Source organism: Leifsonia sp. CL147 (genome assembly GCF_900114565.1).
Taxonomy (GTDB): domain Bacteria; phylum Actinomycetota; class Actinomycetes; order Actinomycetales; family Microbacteriaceae; genus Leifsonia.
In genome coordinates, this window is the sequence record NZ_FOTM01000001.1 from 80,763 (window position 1) to 98,342 (window position 17,580).

The 17,580-nt window shown below is 71.4% G+C and carries 17 protein-coding genes; 9 read left to right on the forward strand and 8 right to left on the reverse strand.

What is annotated here, in order from left to right; translation table 11 throughout:
• Window positions 1-4: 4 nt before the first annotated feature.
• Window positions 5-313 carry a PTS sugar transporter subunit IIB gene (locus BM287_RS00475; RefSeq protein ID WP_090035439.1) on the reverse strand — a complete coding sequence of 103 codons (309 nt, stop codon included), beginning with the start codon at window positions 311-313 and terminating at the stop codon, window positions 5-7.
• Window positions 314-482: 169 nt separating this feature from the next.
• Between BM287_RS00475 and BM287_RS00480 the strand changes: the two genes are divergently transcribed.
• The gene (locus BM287_RS00480) at window positions 483-2,387 is read left to right on the forward strand and encodes a BglG family transcription antiterminator (RefSeq protein ID WP_090035620.1); all 1,905 of its coding nucleotides are present in this window, start codon (window positions 483-485) and stop codon (window positions 2,385-2,387) included.
• Window positions 2,388-2,531: 144 nt separating this feature from the next.
• On the opposite strand, the gene BM287_RS00485 is transcribed toward BM287_RS00480, so the two are convergent.
• From BM287_RS00485 to nucS, 4 genes are all read right to left on the reverse strand, one after another.
• Complete coding sequence (locus BM287_RS00485; protein WP_090035437.1) at window positions 2,532-2,981, reverse strand: hypothetical protein; 450 nt, start codon at window positions 2,979-2,981, stop codon at window positions 2,532-2,534.
• A 130-nt stretch (window positions 2,982-3,111) separates the two neighbouring features.
• Window positions 3,112-3,789 carry an HAD family hydrolase gene (locus BM287_RS00490; protein WP_090035435.1) on the reverse strand — a complete coding sequence of 226 codons (678 nt, stop codon included), beginning with the start codon at window positions 3,787-3,789 and terminating at the stop codon, window positions 3,112-3,114.
• A gap of 37 nt (window positions 3,790-3,826) precedes the next feature.
• A complete protein-coding gene (locus tag BM287_RS00495) occupies window positions 3,827-4,252 on the reverse strand; it encodes an SseB family protein (protein WP_090035434.1) in 426 nt (141 codons plus the stop codon).
• Window positions 4,252-4,947: an endonuclease NucS gene (gene nucS / locus BM287_RS00500; protein ID WP_090035432.1), complete on the reverse strand. Its 696-nt coding sequence runs from the start codon at window positions 4,945-4,947 to the stop codon at window positions 4,252-4,254. Before nucS ends, BM287_RS00495 begins: the two co-directional genes overlap by 1 nt.
• Window positions 4,948-4,991: 44 nt before the next feature.
• On the opposite strand from nucS, the gene BM287_RS00505 reads away from it, so the two are divergent.
• Entirely contained in the window at window positions 4,992-6,038 is a 1,047-nt protein-coding gene (locus BM287_RS00505; RefSeq protein ID WP_090035430.1) for a lactonase family protein, read from the forward strand.
• Between the two features lie 156 nt (window positions 6,039-6,194).
• On the opposite strand, the gene BM287_RS00510 is transcribed toward BM287_RS00505, so the two are convergent.
• Window positions 6,195-7,460, reverse strand: a complete 1,266-nt coding sequence (locus BM287_RS00510) for an MFS transporter (RefSeq protein ID WP_090035428.1) — start codon at window positions 7,458-7,460, stop codon at window positions 6,195-6,197.
• A 71-nt stretch (window positions 7,461-7,531) separates the two neighbouring features.
• Between BM287_RS00510 and BM287_RS00515 the strand changes: the two genes are divergently transcribed.
• A complete protein-coding gene (locus BM287_RS00515) occupies window positions 7,532-8,599 on the forward strand; it encodes a LacI family DNA-binding transcriptional regulator (RefSeq protein ID WP_090035426.1) in 1,068 nt (355 codons plus the stop codon).
• A 32-nt stretch (window positions 8,600-8,631) separates the two neighbouring features.
• A complete protein-coding gene (locus tag BM287_RS00520; RefSeq protein WP_090035424.1) occupies window positions 8,632-9,873 on the forward strand; it encodes an amidohydrolase in 1,242 nt (413 codons plus the stop codon).
• 324 nt (window positions 9,874-10,197) lie between these two features.
• On the opposite strand, the gene BM287_RS00525 is transcribed toward BM287_RS00520, so the two are convergent.
• Window positions 10,198-11,532 carry an MATE family efflux transporter gene (locus BM287_RS00525; protein WP_244527793.1) on the reverse strand — a complete coding sequence of 445 codons (1,335 nt, stop codon included), beginning with the start codon at window positions 11,530-11,532 and terminating at the stop codon, window positions 10,198-10,200.
• A gap of 74 nt (window positions 11,533-11,606) precedes the next feature.
• Here BM287_RS00525 and BM287_RS00530 point away from each other — a divergent pair, with 74 nt between their 5' ends.
• The 5 genes from BM287_RS00530 (at window position 11,607) to BM287_RS00550 (ending at window position 16,542) form a co-directional block, all read left to right on the forward strand.
• Complete coding sequence (locus BM287_RS00530; protein WP_090035423.1) at window positions 11,607-12,230, forward strand: hypothetical protein; 624 nt, start codon at window positions 11,607-11,609, stop codon at window positions 12,228-12,230.
• A gap of 138 nt (window positions 12,231-12,368) precedes the next feature.
• Window positions 12,369-13,331, forward strand: a complete 963-nt coding sequence (locus tag BM287_RS00535; protein WP_090035421.1) for a hypothetical protein — start codon at window positions 12,369-12,371, stop codon at window positions 13,329-13,331.
• Between the two features lie 61 nt (window positions 13,332-13,392).
• Window positions 13,393-14,346 carry an ABC transporter ATP-binding protein gene (locus BM287_RS00540; protein ID WP_170857371.1) on the forward strand — a complete coding sequence of 318 codons (954 nt, stop codon included), beginning with the start codon at window positions 13,393-13,395 and terminating at the stop codon, window positions 14,344-14,346.
• The gene (locus BM287_RS00545; RefSeq protein WP_090035416.1) at window positions 14,343-16,037 is read left to right on the forward strand and encodes an ABC transporter permease; all 1,695 of its coding nucleotides are present in this window, start codon (window positions 14,343-14,345) and stop codon (window positions 16,035-16,037) included. The genes BM287_RS00540 and BM287_RS00545 overlap by 4 nt, the downstream gene beginning before the upstream one ends.
• A 31-nt stretch (window positions 16,038-16,068) precedes the next feature.
• Entirely contained in the window at window positions 16,069-16,542 is a 474-nt protein-coding gene (locus BM287_RS00550) for a GbsR/MarR family transcriptional regulator (RefSeq protein WP_090035616.1), read from the forward strand.
• Between the two features lie 68 nt (window positions 16,543-16,610).
• Here the strand turns inward: BM287_RS00550 and BM287_RS00555 are convergent, their stop codons facing one another.
• Window positions 16,611-17,519 carry a serine hydrolase gene (locus BM287_RS00555; RefSeq protein ID WP_090035414.1) on the reverse strand — a complete coding sequence of 303 codons (909 nt, stop codon included), beginning with the start codon at window positions 17,517-17,519 and terminating at the stop codon, window positions 16,611-16,613.
• Window positions 17,520-17,580: the final 61 nt, after the last annotated feature.

Below are 17,580 nucleotides of genomic sequence, written 5' to 3' on the forward strand. Positions count from 1 at the left end.
CTGCTCACAGTCTCGTCGCCTTCGCGCCGAGGGCCAGGTCCAGTGCGGCGTCCCCGTCGAGCGCGGCCGGTGAGACCAGGGGCAGGACGGCGACGGCGGTGCCGCTGGCGGCGGCGCGCTCGCGGAGGGCCGCGACGGCGGACTCCAGGTGCGCTCCGACGAGCACCACATCCACGCCGGCGAGCGACTCCAGCTGGCTCGCGCTGCCGGGTTCGACCTCGACGCCGACGCCGCGCAGCCGGGCTGCAGTGCGCAGCTTGGCGGCGACGAACGTGCTGGATGCACCGGCGCCGCAGACGACCACGATCTTCATCGATCTTGCCTTTCCGGGTGACGCTGGGTGGGACGGGAGGAACGCCACCATGCTCACCCGGCCCGGGCGATCCCCTCCAGCAGCGATTCTTCCGGGGGTGCGGAAAGATCGCCGGAATCTGTCGCCCGCACGCACCCGGGTGGTTGACTCATCGAGGAAGGTGGTCCCGGTGGCGCTCTCGGCGAAGCAGACGAGGATGCTCGACATCCTCGCGCGTCGTGCTGCCTGGACGACGGCCACGGAGCTCGCCCACGATCTCGGCGTGACGACGCGCAGCATCCGCAGCTACGCCGCCGCGCTGGGAGAGGTGGTCGAGTCCGGGCCGAACGGCTACCGCGTCAAGCCCGACGCGTACGCGGCGTACCTGGCGGGCGACGGGACATCCGAGGCGGGGACGGCCGGCTCCCCCCAGGAGCGGCTCGTCTTCCTCGTGCGGCGGCTGCTCGACGAGCCCGACGGCGTGGACGTGTACGAGACCGCCGAGAGCCTGTTCGTCAGCGACTCGACCATCGAATCCGACCTGACGCGCATGCGGGGACTCCTCGCCGGCACCGAGCTGTCCCTCGAACGCCATGGAGCCGTCGTGCGATTGGCCGGGCCGGAGATCGCGCGACGCAAGCTGCTGAGCCGGCTGTTCCGCGACGAGATGCGGCAGAGCGTTGTGGATGTGGCGCGCATCCAGGAGGCCTTCGGTTCGAGAGGACTGGCCGAGTTCAAGTCGGACCTCGTCGGGATGCTGGATGCTCGCGGCTTCTTCGTGAACGAGTACGGCATCAACGACGTGCTCCTCCACATGGCCGTGGCGCTCGACCGGGTCGCGAAGAACCGCGTGCTGCCGACGGTGGAGGAGCCGGAGACGAGCGAGACCATCCGGACGCTGGCCCGGGACCTCGGCGAGCTCATCGAACGGCACTTCGGGACCGCACTCGACCCCACGGAGCTGCGCTACCTGGCCATCCTCATGCGGACCCGGGTCATCGCGCCGGGAGCCGGCCGGGACGGCGTCGAGGAGTTCGTCAGTCCCGCCGACCTCGACGTCGTCCGGGGGATCATCGATCGCGCCTCCAGCGAGTACCTGGTCGACCTGCACGACGAGGACTTCATCGTCCGGCTCACCCTGCACGTGCAGAACCTCGTCGCCCGCGCGCACGAGAACACCTTCTCCCGTAACCCCCTCACCCGGTCGATGAAGAGCTCGTACCCGATGATCTACGAGCTCGCGGTCTACATCGCCAGCCGCCTGCAGGCCGCGGAGGGGATCGAGGTCAACGACGACGAGATCGCGTACATCGCCATGCATGTGGGGGCGTACCTGGAGCAGCAGTCCCGGCGCCGGGACGCGGTCACGTGCGCGGTCGTGTGTCCCAACTACTACGACATGCACATCCTGCTGCGCGACCGGCTCGAGAGCGTCCTCAGTGACGACCTCGACATCACCAGCGTCATCACCTCGACGGACGTCGACTGGGACACCATGGACGCCGACCTGGTGCTCACCACGATCGACCCGCTGGTCCGCCGCGAGAACACCGTGATCGTGCAGCCGTTCCTGACCGAGACGGATGTGGAGCACATCCGGCAGGCGGCGTCGCGCATCCGTCGCCAACGGCACCGGGCGCGCATCAAGAGCGAGCTGCTGGAGTACTTCGACGAGAGCCTGTTCCTGCGCAACTTCTACGCACGTGACCCGATCACGATGATCCGCGCGCTCGGCGACCGGATGATCGCGGCCGGAGCGATCGACCGCGAGTACGTCGATCAGAGCGTGGAGCGCGAGCAGATGTCCTCCACCGCGTTCACCGACTCCCTCGCCGTCCCGCACGCGATGACGATGAGCGCGAAGCGGACGGCCATCGCGATCGTGGTCAACGACACGGCGATCGATTGGGGGGACGCGCGGGTCAACGTGATCGCGTTCATCGCGTTCTCGGCCGAGGGCCGGGCGTCGTTCCAGACGGTCTTCGACCAGTTCGTCGAGGTCTTCTCGGACCGGGAGACCGTCCTCGGCCTCATCCGCCGCTCCGACACCTTCACCACCTTCATCGACGAGCTCGTCCGCATCATCGACGCCTGACCCCCTCCCGCCTGCCCCCTCCCTCCCTCAAACGCGAACCGCCCACCATCGAGTCCGCAGAGATTGCACGGGAATCGCGGGATTCTGTGCAGTCTTCGTGTAGTCGATGGTGGGCGGTTCGCGTTGGAGGGGGTGGGGTGGAGGCTACTGGGTGGCGGTCACGTTGTAGGTGACGGAGACACCGGGGGTCTTCAGGCCTACGGTGTAGGTGCCGTTTGTGTAGACGGCGGCCGTGTCGGTGGCGCCGGGCTGGACCTTGTAGCCCTTGCCCTCGAGGGCGGACTTCGCGTCGGCGAAACCGGTCTTGCCCGACGGCTGGACCGTGACCGACCAGCCGTTCACCTTGTCGCCCCGCGCCACGACGATGGTGCCGTCGATGATCGGGACGTCGTTCTTGGGGAAGTCGGAGGGCAGAGCCTCCGGCGTGGCGGACTCGGAGGACCCGCCCGAGGACGAGGACGAGGACGAGGACGACGAGGACGCGGTCTGCGGTGTGACATAATTGGAGTTGCCACTGCTGGAGCAGGCCGCCAGCGAGCCGATGGTGAGGGCTGCCACGATGGCGGCCGGGACGAACGGATTACGTGAGCGCATATGGATTCCTAGTGCTGTATGAGGTGCGGTTTCGCAACACAGCAGCCTACCTGTGCAGTCGAGGCTCGCCTAGTCCTCACCGCTGACGGCCGACCGGCACGGGGCCCGCGCGACCCGCTGGCCCGCGCGCTCAGCCGAGCAGCAGCGAGCTCAGCTGGTCGGCCGAGTGGACGACGGCGATCGCACCGGCCGCCTCCGCGGGCGAGCCGTAGCCCCACTCCACGAGGATGGTCGGCAGGCCGTGTGCGCTCGCACCCTCGACGTCGTATGCGCGGTCTCCCACCATGACGGTGTGCCCGAGGTCGATGCCGAGCTCCTCCAGGCGGCGCAGGGCCTCGGCCACCACATCCGCCTTGGCGCTGCGGCTCTCGTCCTCCGTCGCGCCGCTGATGACGTCGAAGTACTGGGCGAGGTCGAAGTGCTCGAGGATCTGCGTCGCCTGGATCTCCGGCTTGCTGGTGGCCAGGGCGAGCGGGATGCCGGCCGCGTGGAGGCGCTGCAGCAGTCCCCGGATGCCGGGGAAGACGGCGGAGTCGAGCGCGCCGTGCTGCGCATAGTCGGCACGGTAGACGGCGAGGGCCTCGCGAGCCGCCGGCTCCGTCATCCCGCCGAAGTCCCGCAGGGAGTCCAGCAGCGGCGGCCCGACGTACTGGATGAGCTGGGCGGGGGAGGGGACCGGTCTCCCGAGCGCTGCGAACATGCGCGCGAGCGAGGACGTGATGCCGGGGGCGGAGTCGGTGAGGGTGCCGTCGAGGTCGAACAGGACGCAGGTCCAGGTGCGAGTGACGGTGATGATCGGGTTGGTCATGGCTGTCCTATGGTATGTGACGTATCTGAGTCAGCGCTCAGCGGTCGCCGAGAGCGGATTCGATGTGCGAGCGTGCGACCACCATCGTGTGCTCGGCGCCCGGGTCGAACTGAACGGCGACGAAGTCGGCGGTACGGATGAAGCCGAGCGCCTCGAGGGCCGGCACGATGACGGCCTGCACCGGTGACCCCTCGCCGCCGGCGGTCTGCGCGACAGCCGCGCGCAGCGCATCCATCGATGTGAAGAGGGGCAGCACCGCCTCGCCGGTGGTGGAGCTGATCGTGCGCAGGCGCGTGTCGTCCGGGGTGGAGCCGGTCACATCCACGACCAGTCCGCCCTGCGTCGCGGCGGCGAGCAGCGCATCCAGGTTCTGGAGGGTGGGCTGCGCCGCGATCACGGCGAGCGCCTTGCGCACCGGGGCGTTCTCGTAGCTCTGCGGGAAGCGTCCCTTCGGGCCCGCCATCAGAACAGCCTGCTCTCGCTGTCGTCCAGCCCGCGCATCGCGTCGTAGTCGAGCACCAGGCAGCGGATGCCGCGGTCCTCGGCGAGCGTGCGGGCCTGCGGCTTGATCTCCTGGGCCGCGAAGATGCCGCTCACGGGCGCGAGGTGCGGGTCGCGGTTCATCAGCTCGAGGTAGCGCGTCAGCTGCTCGACGCCGTCGATGTCGCCGCGGCGCTTGAGCTCGACGGCCACGGCCGCACCCGCTGCATCCCGGGCCAGGATGTCGACCGGACCGATTGCGGTCATGTACTCCCGGCGGACGAGCACGTGCCCGTCGCCGAGAAGATGGATCTGCTCGGCCAGCAGCTTCTGCAGGTGCGCCTCCACGCCGTCCTTCTGCAGCCCGGGGTCGATTCCGAGGTCGTGTGCGGTGTCGCTGAGGATCTCGTGGATGGACACCACGAGCATGTCGGCCGTCTTGGCCTGGGTGACGCGCCAGATCTCGCTGATGCCGGCGGCGCGCTGCAGGTCGTCGGGCTCGTCCACTGTCAGGGTGCAGGGCGGGCTCATCCAGTTCAGCGGCTTGTACGAGCCGCCGTCCGAGTGGACCAGGAGGCTGCCGTCGGCCTTCAGCATCAGCAGACGAGTGGCCTGAGGGAGGTGCGCGCTGAGCCGGCCGGCGTAGTCCACGGAGCAGTTGGCAATGACAAGGCGCACCGGAACATCCTACGGCGAGGCGGGTGGGTGGTAAGGATGGACGCATGACCCGTCACCTCCTCATCGGTACGTACACCGAGCGCCTTTCCTTCGTCGACGGCCATGCGGACGGACTGCTCTCGGCCCGCTTCGACGGGACGGCGGTGACGGACGTCGTGCTCGCCGCGGGCCCCGCTAACCCGTCCTGGGTTGCTTTCGCGCCGGATGGGGCGGCCGCGTACGCGGTCAGCGAGACGGAGCCCGACGGTGCGGTCGTGGCGTTCGCGCGGGCGGACGACGGGACACTGACCGAGCTCGCATCCGTGTCGAGCGGCGGTGCGTCGCCGGCACACCTGGTGGTGCATCCCTCCCGGCCGCTGCTGATCACGGGCACCTACGGGAGCGGGACCATCTCGGTGTTCGCTCTGAACGACGACGGGTCGATCGGGGAGCGGACGGCCTTCGTGCAGCACGAGGGCCGCGGCCCGGAGCCGTCGCGTCAGGACGCGCCGCACGTCCACCAGCTGAATGTGGACCCCGTGAGAGGAGACGTCGTGGTCGTCGACCTCGGGCTCGGCGAAGTGCGCTGGTACGCCCTCTCGGACGACGGGCGGCTGAGCCTGCGGCCGGAGGCGACCGTGGTGCTCGGGTCGGCCGGGCCGCGGCACCTCGCCTTCCTCCCGGACGGCCGGCACGTGGTCGTCGTCAACGAGCTGGACTCCAGCATCGACGTGCTCCGGAGGGAGGGCGACCGGTTCGTGCGGGCGCAGAGCACCACGACGCGCGCGGACGGCGCCCACGGGGACAATGCCCCGGCGGCGGTCTGCGTCAGCGCGTCCGGCAGCACCGTGCTGGCCAGCAATCGCGGGGACGACACGATCGCCGTGTTCGCGTTCGACCCGGACGCGTCGCGGCTCACGCTCGTCGCCTCCATCCCGGTGGGCGGACGGACGCCGCGCGACCTCGTGATCGCTCCCGACGGCGACCGGGTGCTCGCCGCCTGCCAGGACAGCGACGTGGTGACCGTGTTCGCCTTCGACGACGCGTCGCGCACCCTCACCCCGCTCGGCGCATCCACCGTGCCCACCCCCGTCTGCCTAGCCTTCGCCTAACCCGCACCTGCTGCCCCCCGCGCCCCGCCCCCCACCGTCGAGTCCGCACAGATTGCACGCTCGCCCGGCGTGTCGCGTGCAGTCTTTGCGTACTCGACGGTGGGGCGCGGGGCGCAGGCGCGCGGGGCGGGGGGGGCGGGGCGCGGGGGCGAGGCGTCAGGCGGGTTCGGAGGCGTTCTCGCGCGGGGCGGCGGCGGGAGCGGGGGCCGGGCGCACGGCGGAGGAGGCGAGGAGGGATGCGATGAGCAGCGTGAGGACCAGGAAGAGCGCGTTCAGCAGCCCGAAGTGCTGCCCCAGGAAGCCGATGGCGGGCGGCCCGACGAGGAACGCGCAGTACCCGATGATCGCCACGGCGGAGACGCGCGCGGCCGGGTTCGCAGCGCCGTCGGCCGCCGCCGACATCCCGAGCGGGAAGCCGAGCGAGACGCCGAGCCCCCACAGCACGGTGCCGATCACGACCAGCCAGAGCGGTCCGCCGAGGATGAACAGCACCAGCCCGACCGCGCCCATCCCTGCGGTGACGCGGATGGCGGCCACGCGGCCGATGCGGTCGACGACGGGCCCGCCGGCCACTCGCCCGATGGTCATCGCGGCGACGAAGAAGCCGAAGACGACGGCGCCCATCGAGTTCGACTGGCCGTGCCCGTCCACTACGGCGAGCGAGATCCAGTCGTTCGCCGATCCCTCGCCGAACGCCATCCCGAGGATCACGACGCCGATCAGGATGAGGCGCCAGTCCGCCCACACGGCCAGCGCCGCGCGCATGCGCTCGCCGAAGGGGACGCGCGGGGCCTCCCCGACCTCGTCGCCGAGGTCGGCCTCCCGCGGGATGAACCGGATGGCGACGAGGACGGCGACGACGATCATGATCGCGATGACCAGCAGGTGCCACACGACCGCGATGGCGAGCCAGGCAGCGAGCGCCCCGATGCCGGCGCCCACCACCGTGCCGAGGCTGAAGCAGGCGTGCATCAGCGGCAGCAGCGTCTTGCCGACCTCGCGTTCGACGGCGGTGGCCTCGACGTTCATCATGACGTCGACCATCCCGTTGCCGAATCCGAGAAGGATGAGGCCGACCGCCACGATCGGCACGCTGTGCACGAGGGACGAGCCGAGCCCGAGGAGGAGGATGCCCGTGGCGACGATCGCCAGCGCACCGACCATCCCGCGGTGAGGCCCGAAGCGGACGAGCGCGACCGACGACAGCGACAGGCCGACGATGGAGCCGATCGACAGCCCGAGGATGAGCAACCCGATCGCCGCGGGGTCCTTTCCGAGGCCGAGATCGTCGCGGATGCCCGGGATGCGGGCGACCCACGATGCGATGGACAGGCCGGAGAGGATGAAGACGACGAACACGGCGTTCCGCCAGGCGCTGAGCTCGCGACGGGAGCGGTGAGGGGTCGAGATCGGCTGCGACATCGGGGATTTTCCTGTGGGTGTGGTCGGCTCGAATCGTTTCGACTCGAAACGATTCGACTAAGCTATCACACGTGAAAGAACCCCGTACAGCCGTCGCGAGCACGCGGCCCACCCTCGCCGCTGTCGCCCGGCTGGCCGGAGTCTCGAACTCTACCGCGTCCCTCGCCTTCTCGGGCACGGGCCCGGTCTCCGAGGCCACCCGCGAACGGGTCCTCGCCGCAGCGCAGCGGCTCAACTACGCCGGGCCCGACCCGCGCGCCCGCTCCCTGCGCCGCGGCCGCTCCGGCATCGTCGGCGTCGTCATGGAAGAACGGGTGCGGGATGCCTTCCGCGACCCGATCAAGATCGCGCTGCTCGACGGCATCAGCGAAGAGATCGGAGCGATCGATTCGGGCCTCCTCATCCTCACCGATGCAGGGGAGGCCGCCCAGCGCATCGAGGATGCCCCGATGGATGCGGTGGTCCTGATCGGCTGCAGCCCCCGGATGGACGAGTCGGTCGGCATGCTCCGCCGCCGCGGCATCCCGGTCGTGGCCATCGAGGGGGACCCGGCGTTCGGGGTTCCGACGATCGGCCAGGACAACCGCGAGGCGACCCGCGTCGCGGCACAGCACCTGCACGATCTCGGGCACCGCGACGTCGCCGTCGTGACGCTGTCGCTCACCCGGGACCGCGCGCGCGGGCCGCTCACGGCCGAGCGGCTGGCCGCCGGAAGCTCCACCACCGCGGTCGAGCGTCTGGCGGGGGCGCGCGACGTCTTCCCGGACGCCGGCGGGTGGATCACGCGCGGATCCTTCGTCGAGGAGGGACGCGCAGCGGGCCGTGCGCTCCTCGCCGATGTCCGCACCCGGCCGACCGCCGTCATCGCCCAGAGCGACCTGCTCGCCGCCGGCGTCATCCGGGCCGCGGAGGAGCTGGGCCTCGAGGTCCCCGGGGATGTCAGCGTCGTCGGCTTCGACGGCGTCCGCGTCGACGGGCTCTGGCCCTACGACCTGACCACACTCGTCCAGCCCGCTGTCGACAAGGGCCGGGCGGCGGGGCGCGCAGTGGTGGAGATGCTCGAGGGCGGCGTGCCGCATCCCTCGACCTTCACCAGCGTCTTCCACCAGGGCAACACCACGGCGGCGCCCCGGCCGTAGTCGGGCAGCGCGGCGCTGCGTAGGGTGACCGTATGGATCTCGAAGCCCTCTACCGCGACCTGCACTCCCATCCCGAGCTCGCCTTCACCGAGCACCGCACCGCCGGTATCGTCGCCGGGCACCTGGCGGACCTCGGTCTCGAGGTGCACACCGGCATCGCGACGACGGGTGTCGTCGGCGTCCTGCGCAACGGCGCCGGGCCGACGGTGCTGCTCCGGGCCGACATGGATGCGCTCCCCGTCCGCGAGCAGACCGGCCTTCCGTGGGCCTCGACCGCGACGGTCGTCGACGAGCACGGGGATGCGGTCCCGCTGATGCATGCGTGCGGGCACGACATCCACGTCACCTGCCTCCTCGGCGCCGTCGAGGCGCTGGCCGCCGCGCGCGCGGAGTGGTCGGGGACGCTGGTCGCCCTCTTCCAGCCTGCCGAGGAGCAGGGCGGCGGCGCACAGGTGATGGTCGAGGACGGGCTGTACGAGAGGATCCCCGTACCGGACATCGTGCTGGGCCAGCACGTCGTCCCGCACCCTGCCGGGATGGTGGGAGCGCATCCGGGAGCCGCGCTCGCGGCGGTGGACACGATGGAGGTGACCCTCCACGGTCGCGGCGGTCACGGCTCGCAGCCGGAGACGACCATCGACCCGGTCGTCATGGCGGCGGCCACCGTCATGCGCCTGCAGACGGTCGTCTCGCGGGAAGTCTCGCCGAAGGACACGGCGGTGGTCACCGTCGGCAGCCTCCATGCGGGCACGAAGAACAACATCATCGCGGCGGAGGCGACGCTGGGCATCAGCGTGCGGAGCTTCGACGAGGGGGTGCGCCAGCGGGTCCTGGCCGGTGTGGACCGGATCATCGCGGCCGAGTCGCAGGCGTCCGGCGCGCCGACGGCTCCGGAGATGGAATGGGGCGAGCGGTATCCGGTCACGATGAACGACCCGGAGGCCACGGCCCGGGTGAACGCCGCTTTCGCGGCTGCGTTCGGCGAGGAGCACGTACTCAGCCCCGGCGCACTGTCGGGCAGCGAGGACGTCGGAAACCTGGCGACGGCCGCCGGTGCACCGTTGGTGTACTGGCTGCTCGGCGGGAGCGACCCGGAAGCGGTGCGCGCGGCGGTGGCCGCCGGGACGGTCGATCGCGACATCCCGACGAACCACTCGCCGTTCTTCGCCCCGCTGCCGCAGCCGACGATCGACACCGGCGTCCGGGCGCTCGTCGTGGCCGCGCGGGAGTGGCTGCGGTCGTCGTCGGACGGCCCGGCGGCTGAACATTCGTGACGAATGTTGCGTTGGGGCGCGTGGGGGTGCGCATTCGTGACGAATGTTGCGTTGGGGCGCGTGGGAGTGCACATTCGTGACGAATGTTGCGTTGGGGCGCGTGGGAGTGCACATTCGTGACGAATGTTGCGTTGGCGCGCGTGGGAGTGCACATTCGTGACGAATGTTGCGTTGGCGCGCGTGGGGGTGCACATTCGTGACGAATGTTGCGTTGGGGTGCGTGGGGGTGCGCATTCGTGACGAATGTTGCGTTGGGGCGCGCGGGAGTGCACATTCGTGACGAATGTTGCGCCCCGCCCCCGCCCCCCGGGTCGCGGCGAGCGGTCAGACGGTGGCGCCCGCGCGCATCCAGGCCCGACCGTGTGCCCGGAGGCCGAGGGTCGCCGCCCGGGCGCCGAGGTAGCCGAAGGCGAAGGCCGCCGTGAGCGCGGAGACGCCGGCGAGGTCGCGCCCGCCCCACATCGCCGCTGCCACCACCAGCGGGACGAAGACGGCCGCGTTGACGAGGCCGGTGAGCGCGAGGTAGCGCGCGTCGCCGGCGCCGATGAGCACGCCGTCCAGGACGAAGACGTAGCCGCTGAGCGGGGCTCCGAGTCCGACGATCGCGACGATCGGCGGGAGCAGCGCGGCGACGGAGGCGTCGCTCGTGAAGAGCGCGCCGACGAACGGGCTGACGGCGACGGTCAGGGCGCCGAGGACTGCTCCCGCGCCGACGCCCCACCGGAGGCAGCGGCTCAGCACGGCGCGCACGCTTGCCAGGTCGCCGGAGCCGAGTCCTTTGCCGATGAGCGCCTGCGCGGCGATCGCCAGCGCATCCAGGGCGAATGCGAGCGTTGCGAAGATCGTCAGCGCGACCTGGAACGCCGCAAGCTCGCTCGGCCCGAGCCGCGTCGCCGCGAAGACGGCCAGGAGCATAGCCGCGCGGAGGCTCGCCGTGCGCAGCAGCAGCCAGCCGCCCGCACGGGCCGTGCGCCCGATACCGGTCCGGTGGGGGAGCAGGGGAGCGCCGACCCGGCGGGCGTGCCGCGCCACGATGACCGCGTAGACGAGCACCATCGCCCATTGGGCCGTCACCGTTCCGAGTGCCGAGCCAGCGATCCCGAGGCCCGCCACGTAGATGAACAGGACGTTCAGCAGGATGTTGGCACCGAAACCGGCGACGGCCACGACCAGGGGGGTCCGGGTGTCCTGGAGGCCGCGCAGCAGCCCGGTCGCGGCATAGACGATGAGCATGGCCGGGAGGCCGAGCATGGAGAGCGAGAGGTAGTGCGCGGCCTGTTCGGTCACCCCGGGGGAGGCGCCGAACAGCCCGGCGAGGAACGGCGACGTCGCCCATCCCGCAGCGGCGAGGACGATACCGAGCACCAGCGCGAGCCAGCAGCCGTCGACGCCCGCCGTCACGCCTCCGCGTTCGTCGCCCGCTCCCAGGCGGCGGCCCACCGCAGGCGTGGTGCTGTACGCCAGGAACACCATGAGGCCGACCACCGTCTGCAGCACCGCGCTCGCGATGCCGAGGCCGGCCAGCGGATCCACCCCGAGGTGACCGACCATCGCCGAGTCGGCGAGCAGGAAGATCGGCTCGGCCACGAGCGCACCCAGGGCCGGGATCGCCAGGCGCAGGATCTCGCGGTCGACCGGGCGATGGAGCGTGGGGTTCACGACGACTTACGCTAGCCCCACCGCGACGCTGTGTCGCACGGAGGGATGTCGGTGGCCGTCCCTACAGTGGACCCATGAGCCAGCTGATGCCCGAACCGCTCGCCACCTGGACGTGGCGGCTCGAGCGGGTGCGCAGCGGACGCACGGTGCTGACGCGGGCGCAGGCGGCGACGGCGCGCGCCGATCTGGTGAGCGACCGTTCCGCGCACGCCGGCGAGTACGAGGGGTACGACGACGAATACGCGGCGGCGCTCGACGAGCTCGAGGTGCTGTCGCGGCAGGCGAATCGCAGTGACGACCTCCTGGCGGTGCTCGCTGCCGACCGCCGCCGGGCGGAACGGGAGGGGGCCGCCGGCGATGTGCCCGCGACGACGCACGGGATGGGGCGGGCGCGCGCCTCGCTCGCCGGCGAACACGACCGGGTGCCGAAGGGCCTGCCCGACGCGCTCGACCAGTGGGTGCACCGGCTCATCCGCTACCGCGCCGGCGTCAAGGTCATCTCGCCCCTCGAGGCGGCGCGCGCCGAGATCCGGCTGCGCAACGAGGCCGACCTGAATCCGGCCGCTTATCGCACGGGCGTTGCCGCTGGATACTACGGCCGGGTGATCCGGGAGCTCGGCGAGATCGCGACGGCCGAACGCCCCGGCCGACGCGAGGTAGGGAGCCGGGTGCGGGGGCTCGGCGACGTGCTGGTCTGAGGGATGCGGTGGTCCGGCCACCGCGACGGCCCCCTGCGCCCTCGTGTCCGTCAGAGCATCGGACCGGAATGGATGCGCGGCGGCGACGATCGCGCCGGTACCATCGAGCGATACACGTGACGTGATGGGGGGCGGGCCGTGAGTCCGATCGAAGCGGCGGGAGTGCTGGGGGTGTCGCCGTCGGCGACACGGGACGAGGTGCTGCAGGCCTATGCGGCGCGCCTCAGCGAGGCGGGAGCCGACGACACGCGACGGGATGCGCTGACGGCTGCACGGGATGCGTTGCTCGCCGCGACATCCTGGCACCTGCCCGGGCCGCCCGCGCCCGTCGAGCCGCAGCAGGGGCCCAGCGAGCAGCGCCAGGCGCCGACCGCTCCGCAGCTGCCGCAGCAGCCCCCGACCACGCCGCCGTCGCAGCCAGCGCAGCCGTCGCCTTCGCAGCAGCCGATCTTTCCGCAGCCGACGTTCGCCCCGCCCGCTCCACGGCATTCCGCATCACCGAGCGGCCCGCACCCCGGCGGTCCCTACCCCGGCGGTCCGTATCCCGGCTACCCCCAAGCTGTTCCGCCCCAGCCCGGCCCTCCCTACGCCGGGCCCGCTGCACCCGGCCCGTGGTACCCGGGGCCGCCGGCGCGTCGCCGCCTCTCGACCGGCGCGATCGTGGGGATCACCGTGGGCGGCATCGCGGCCGGTCTGGTCATCCTGCTGGTGATGGTGTTCGCCATCACCTCGATCGGCGACAGCACCCGCCGCCTGGCCGAGTCGGGGAGCAGCAGCTCGGCACCGTACGCCCCGCCGTCGGACACGCCGTCGTCCGGTCCCTCCGACGGCAGCACCGATCCGGCGACGGAGGACTACGACGTCGACGGCGTCCACGTCCACTACGTCGACGGCTGGACCTTCGAGCTCACTCCGACCCAGTCGTGCGTGGGTGCGACGATCACCGCCGGGTTCGCGGACAGCGTCGACGGCGACACTCTCGATGAGTGGACCGTCACCGCCGACCTGAAGGCGGGCGTGCCGTACGAGCTGACCATTCCCGACAGCGCCTCCACCCACCAGTACGTGGGAATCGACTCGATCGACTGCACGCAGACCTGATCCGGATTCAGCCCCAACACAAGATTCACAAATTACTGAATACGGTGTAGCATCCCGTTTCATGGATTCAGTGATCGACGTCGCGGGCCTCGAGAAGAGATTCGGCCGCGTACGTGCTCTTGACGGCCTCGACCTGACGGTGACGGCGGGCGCGGTACACGGCTTCCTCGGTCCCAACGGAGCGGGCAAGTCCACGACCATCCGCGTGCTCCTCGGCCTCGCCCGGGCGGACGGCGGCCGGGCGACCGTTTTCGGCGGCGACCCGTGGAGGGATGCCGTCGGCCTGCATCGCCGGCTCGCCTACGTCCCCGGCGACGTGAGCCTGTGGCCCAACCTCTCCGGCGGCGAGGCCATCGACCTGCTCGCCCGGCTGCGCGGCGGCACCGCCGACCGCTCCGGCTACGCCGCCCGCAAGACGCGGCTCATGGAGGTCTTCCAGTTCGACCCGACGAAGAAGGGCCGCGCCTACTCCAAGGGCAACCGGCAGAAGGTCGCGCTCATCGCCGCCTTCGCCACACCGGCCGACCTCTACATCCTCGACGAGCCCACCAGCGGGCTCGACCCGCTCATGGAGGCGGTCTTCGACGCCGAGATCGAGCGCGTCGCAGGCGAGGGCGCGACCGTCCTGCTGTCGAGCCACATCCTGTCCGAGGTGGAGCAGCTGTGCGACCGGGTCAGCATCATCCGTGCCGGCCGGACAGTGGAGACGGGAACGCTCGACGAGCTGCGGCACCTGACCCGCACGGAGGTCGCCTTCAGCGCCGACGGCGTGGCCGCCGACGCCCTGTCGCAGCTGCCCGGCGCACACGAGCTCCAGGTGCAGAACGGGCGGGTGCGCTTCACCGCGGACAGCGACGCGCTGCCTCCGCTCCTCGCGGCGCTCTCGCGCATCCCGGTGAGAGGGCTGACAGTGGCACCGCCGTCCCTCGAGGAGCTGTTCCTGCGGCACTACGGCGACGACCTGTCGGCGGATGCGACCGCGAGCGAGACAGAGCGAGTCGAGGTGGCGCGATGAGCACGGCGACCGCCCGGGTAGAGCCGACGACCCTGGACGCCCGGACGCCGCGCGCTCGCACCGGCGCGACGCTCCGCGCGCTGATCCGCCAGCGGCTGCGGCGCGACCGCTGGCAGCTGCTGATCTGGCTGGTCTGCATCCCGCTCCTCGCCCTGTTCTCGGCGGTCAGCATCCACCAGACGTTCGGGAGCGACGCGAGCCGGGTGCAGCTGATCCGGCTGGCGATCGCCGACCCCACCATCCTGGTTCTGCGTGGACTTCCGCAGGGCACGAGCCTCGCTTCGGTCACGTTCTTCGAGATCTTCTCCTTCCTCGCACTGCTCGCCGGCCTGATGAACACGTTCCTGGCGGTGCGCCACTCCCGGGCGGAGGAGGAGTCGGGTCGCGCCGAGCTGATCGCCTCGACCGCAGCCGGCCGCCTGCTCCCGACGGCCGCGACCGTCCTCTACGCGACCCTCGTCGACATCGTCCTCGCGGTGCTCACGGCCTGCGGGTTCGCCGTCGCCGGTCTCCCGCTCGCCGGGTCGTTCGTGGCGGGAGCGGCGACGGGAGGCGCCGGGCTCGCGTTCTTCGCCGTCGGACTCCTCCTCGCGCAGGTGTTCAGCACCTCCCGCGGGGCCAACGGCTTCTCGTCGGCCGTGGTCGTGCTCGCCTTCCTGCTCCGCGGCATCGGGGATTCGACCGGCACCGTGTTCGGCGACGGCACCCACGTGCGGTCCGCCTGGCCCACCTGGCTGAGCCCGATCGGCTGGGGTGAGCAGTTCGCCCCGTACACCGCCGACGACCTGCGGCCGTTGCTGCTCCAGCTCGGACTGGCGGCTGTGCTCGTGCTGGCGGTCTTCGCACTGCAGTCCGTCCGCGACACCGGTGCCGGCATCATCCCGGAGCGGGCCGGACGCGCCGACGCTGCCGCGATGCTCTCGGGAACGTTGGGACTGGCCTGGCGGCTGCAGTGGCCGACCGTGCTCGGGTGGGCTCTCGGGGGTGCACTGACCGGCCTCCTCGCCGGCTCCCTCGGCAGCGTCGTCGGCAGCTCGATCGCAAACGATCCGAGCCTCTCGGGCATCCGGGATGCGATCGGGCACATCGGCGCGGGCGGGTCCGGTCCGCTCACCCAGCTCTTCATCTCGGCGATCTTCTCCATCGTGGGCGTCCTGGCGGCCGCGTGTGCGGTGCAGGCGGTGGTCCGCCTGCGCCAGGAGGAGGCCGCCGGGACGGCCGAGCTGCTCCTGGCCACCCCGGTGTCCCGCGCGCGCTGGTTGTTCTCCTTCGTCGCGGTCGGTCTCATCGCGGTCGTGGCCGTGCTGCTCGCCGCGGCCGTCGCCTCCGGTCTGTCGGCCGCCGCTGCCGGAGCGGACGCCTCCACCATCGGAGACTCCTTCGCAGCGGCGACCGCACAGCTGCCCGTCGCCCTCGTCTACCTCGGCGTGCTGACCCTGCTCTTCGTCGTACTGCCGAGCTGGACCGTGCCGGTCGCGTGGGCAACGCTCGGCGTGGGCGCGTTCGTGGGCATCTTCGGCGGCCTGATGAACTTCCCCGACGCCATCCGCCACCTGTCGCCGTTCGCCGATGCGCCCGTCGTGGTCGGTTCGGCCGACTGGACGGGGGGATACTGGATGCTCGGCATCACGGCCGCCGCCCTCGTCGGGGCTGCTGCGCTGATCCGCCGACGAGACTTCGCCATCGGATAGCTGGTGCGAACGGAAAGACGGGATGGTGTCCATGGCCAGAGATGAGGCGGCGCTCGCCGAGGTGCTGGAGCATTCGGCTGCCGTCCTGACCGCCGCGGGCTTCCCCAAGATGCCGGCGCGCGTCCTCATGGCCCTGACGGTCACCGAGACACCGGGGCTCACGGCGGCCGAGTTGGCCGCCCGCCTGGAGGCCAGCCCCGCGGCCATCTCCGGCGCCGTCCGCTACCTCTCGACGCTGGGCATCATCCGCCGCCTCTCTCAGGCGGGAAGCCGCCGGGACCGCTACGAGCTCCCCAGCGACTGGTACTCCCTCATGGTGCGCAACAGCCCGATCTACGGCGTCCTCGCGGAGCAGGCCGAGGCGGGTCTCGCCGCCGTCGGCGATCCGGCTTCGCCTGCCACCGAGAGGCTGTCGGACATGGCCGGCTTCTACCGTTTCATCCAGGTCCGGCTCCCCGAGCTCATCGCCGAGTGGGAGCAGGTGCGCGCTGCGCGCGAGCAGTGAGCAGCGAGCCGGTGAGCCGGTGAGCAGCGTCGGCGCTCCCGGCCTCGCGCTCCGCGCCCGACCGGGACTCAGAACACGTACTCGAGCAGGTCGAGCCCGACGGCCCGCATCCCCTCGATGACGGCGAGGCGCTCGGGGAGGCTGGTGTCGTCGAAGTACGTCGAGACGACATAGGTGACGCCCGCGCGCGGGCCGCGCAGGACGCCGACCTCGCTGCGGACCCCCGCATCCGTCCCCGTCTTGTTGACCAGCAGGATGCCGTGCTCCGGGTGGCGGTGGGAGTGCGGATCGAGGCCGAAGGCGCTGGACACCAGCGAGAAGTCGCTGTTCAGCGAGAGCCACGAGACCACGCGCTGGCTGGTGGCGGGGTTGACGATCTCGCCCCGCGCGAGTGCGGAGAACAGCCAGGTGAGCTCGTTCGCGCTGCCCACGGAGAGCTGCGGCGCGTCGTCGGGGCCGCGGTGGTCGCGGACCAGGTCGAGGAGCGCCGTGCGCGTGAGGCCGAGGGATTCGGTGCGGGCGCTCACCGCCTCCAGCCCCACCCGGCGCAGCAGGACGTTGGTGGCGAGGTTGTCGCTCGACGCGCCGACGAGGGCGGCCAGGTCGGCGACGGGGAGGGACGGCACGTGGAGGTGGTGCCAGATGCCCGAGTCGCCGGCGACGTCGCGCGGGTCGCGATCGAGGTGCGCGAGGGGACTCAGCTCACCCGACTGGAGGCGCGCCGCCACCTCGACGAGCAGCAGCACCTTGCCGATGCTGGCCGTCGGCATGACCACGTGGTCGTCGACCGAGAACAGCACCGTGCCGGTCGCCAGATCGGTCGCCCGGGCGGAGACCTGCACACCCGAGACGGCGAGCCGCCCCAGAGCGTCGAACCCGCGGCTGAACGACTCGGTGGACCCAGGAGCGCGATGCCGGCCGCGGCGGGTATTCGCCTGACGGGCCCGGCGTTCGGACTCTTGAGCCTGGATCGTCACAGTGTCGCTGGGTCTTTCTTCCGAGTGTCGTGTACCGGAAACCGCGGCGGCCGTGGTCGGC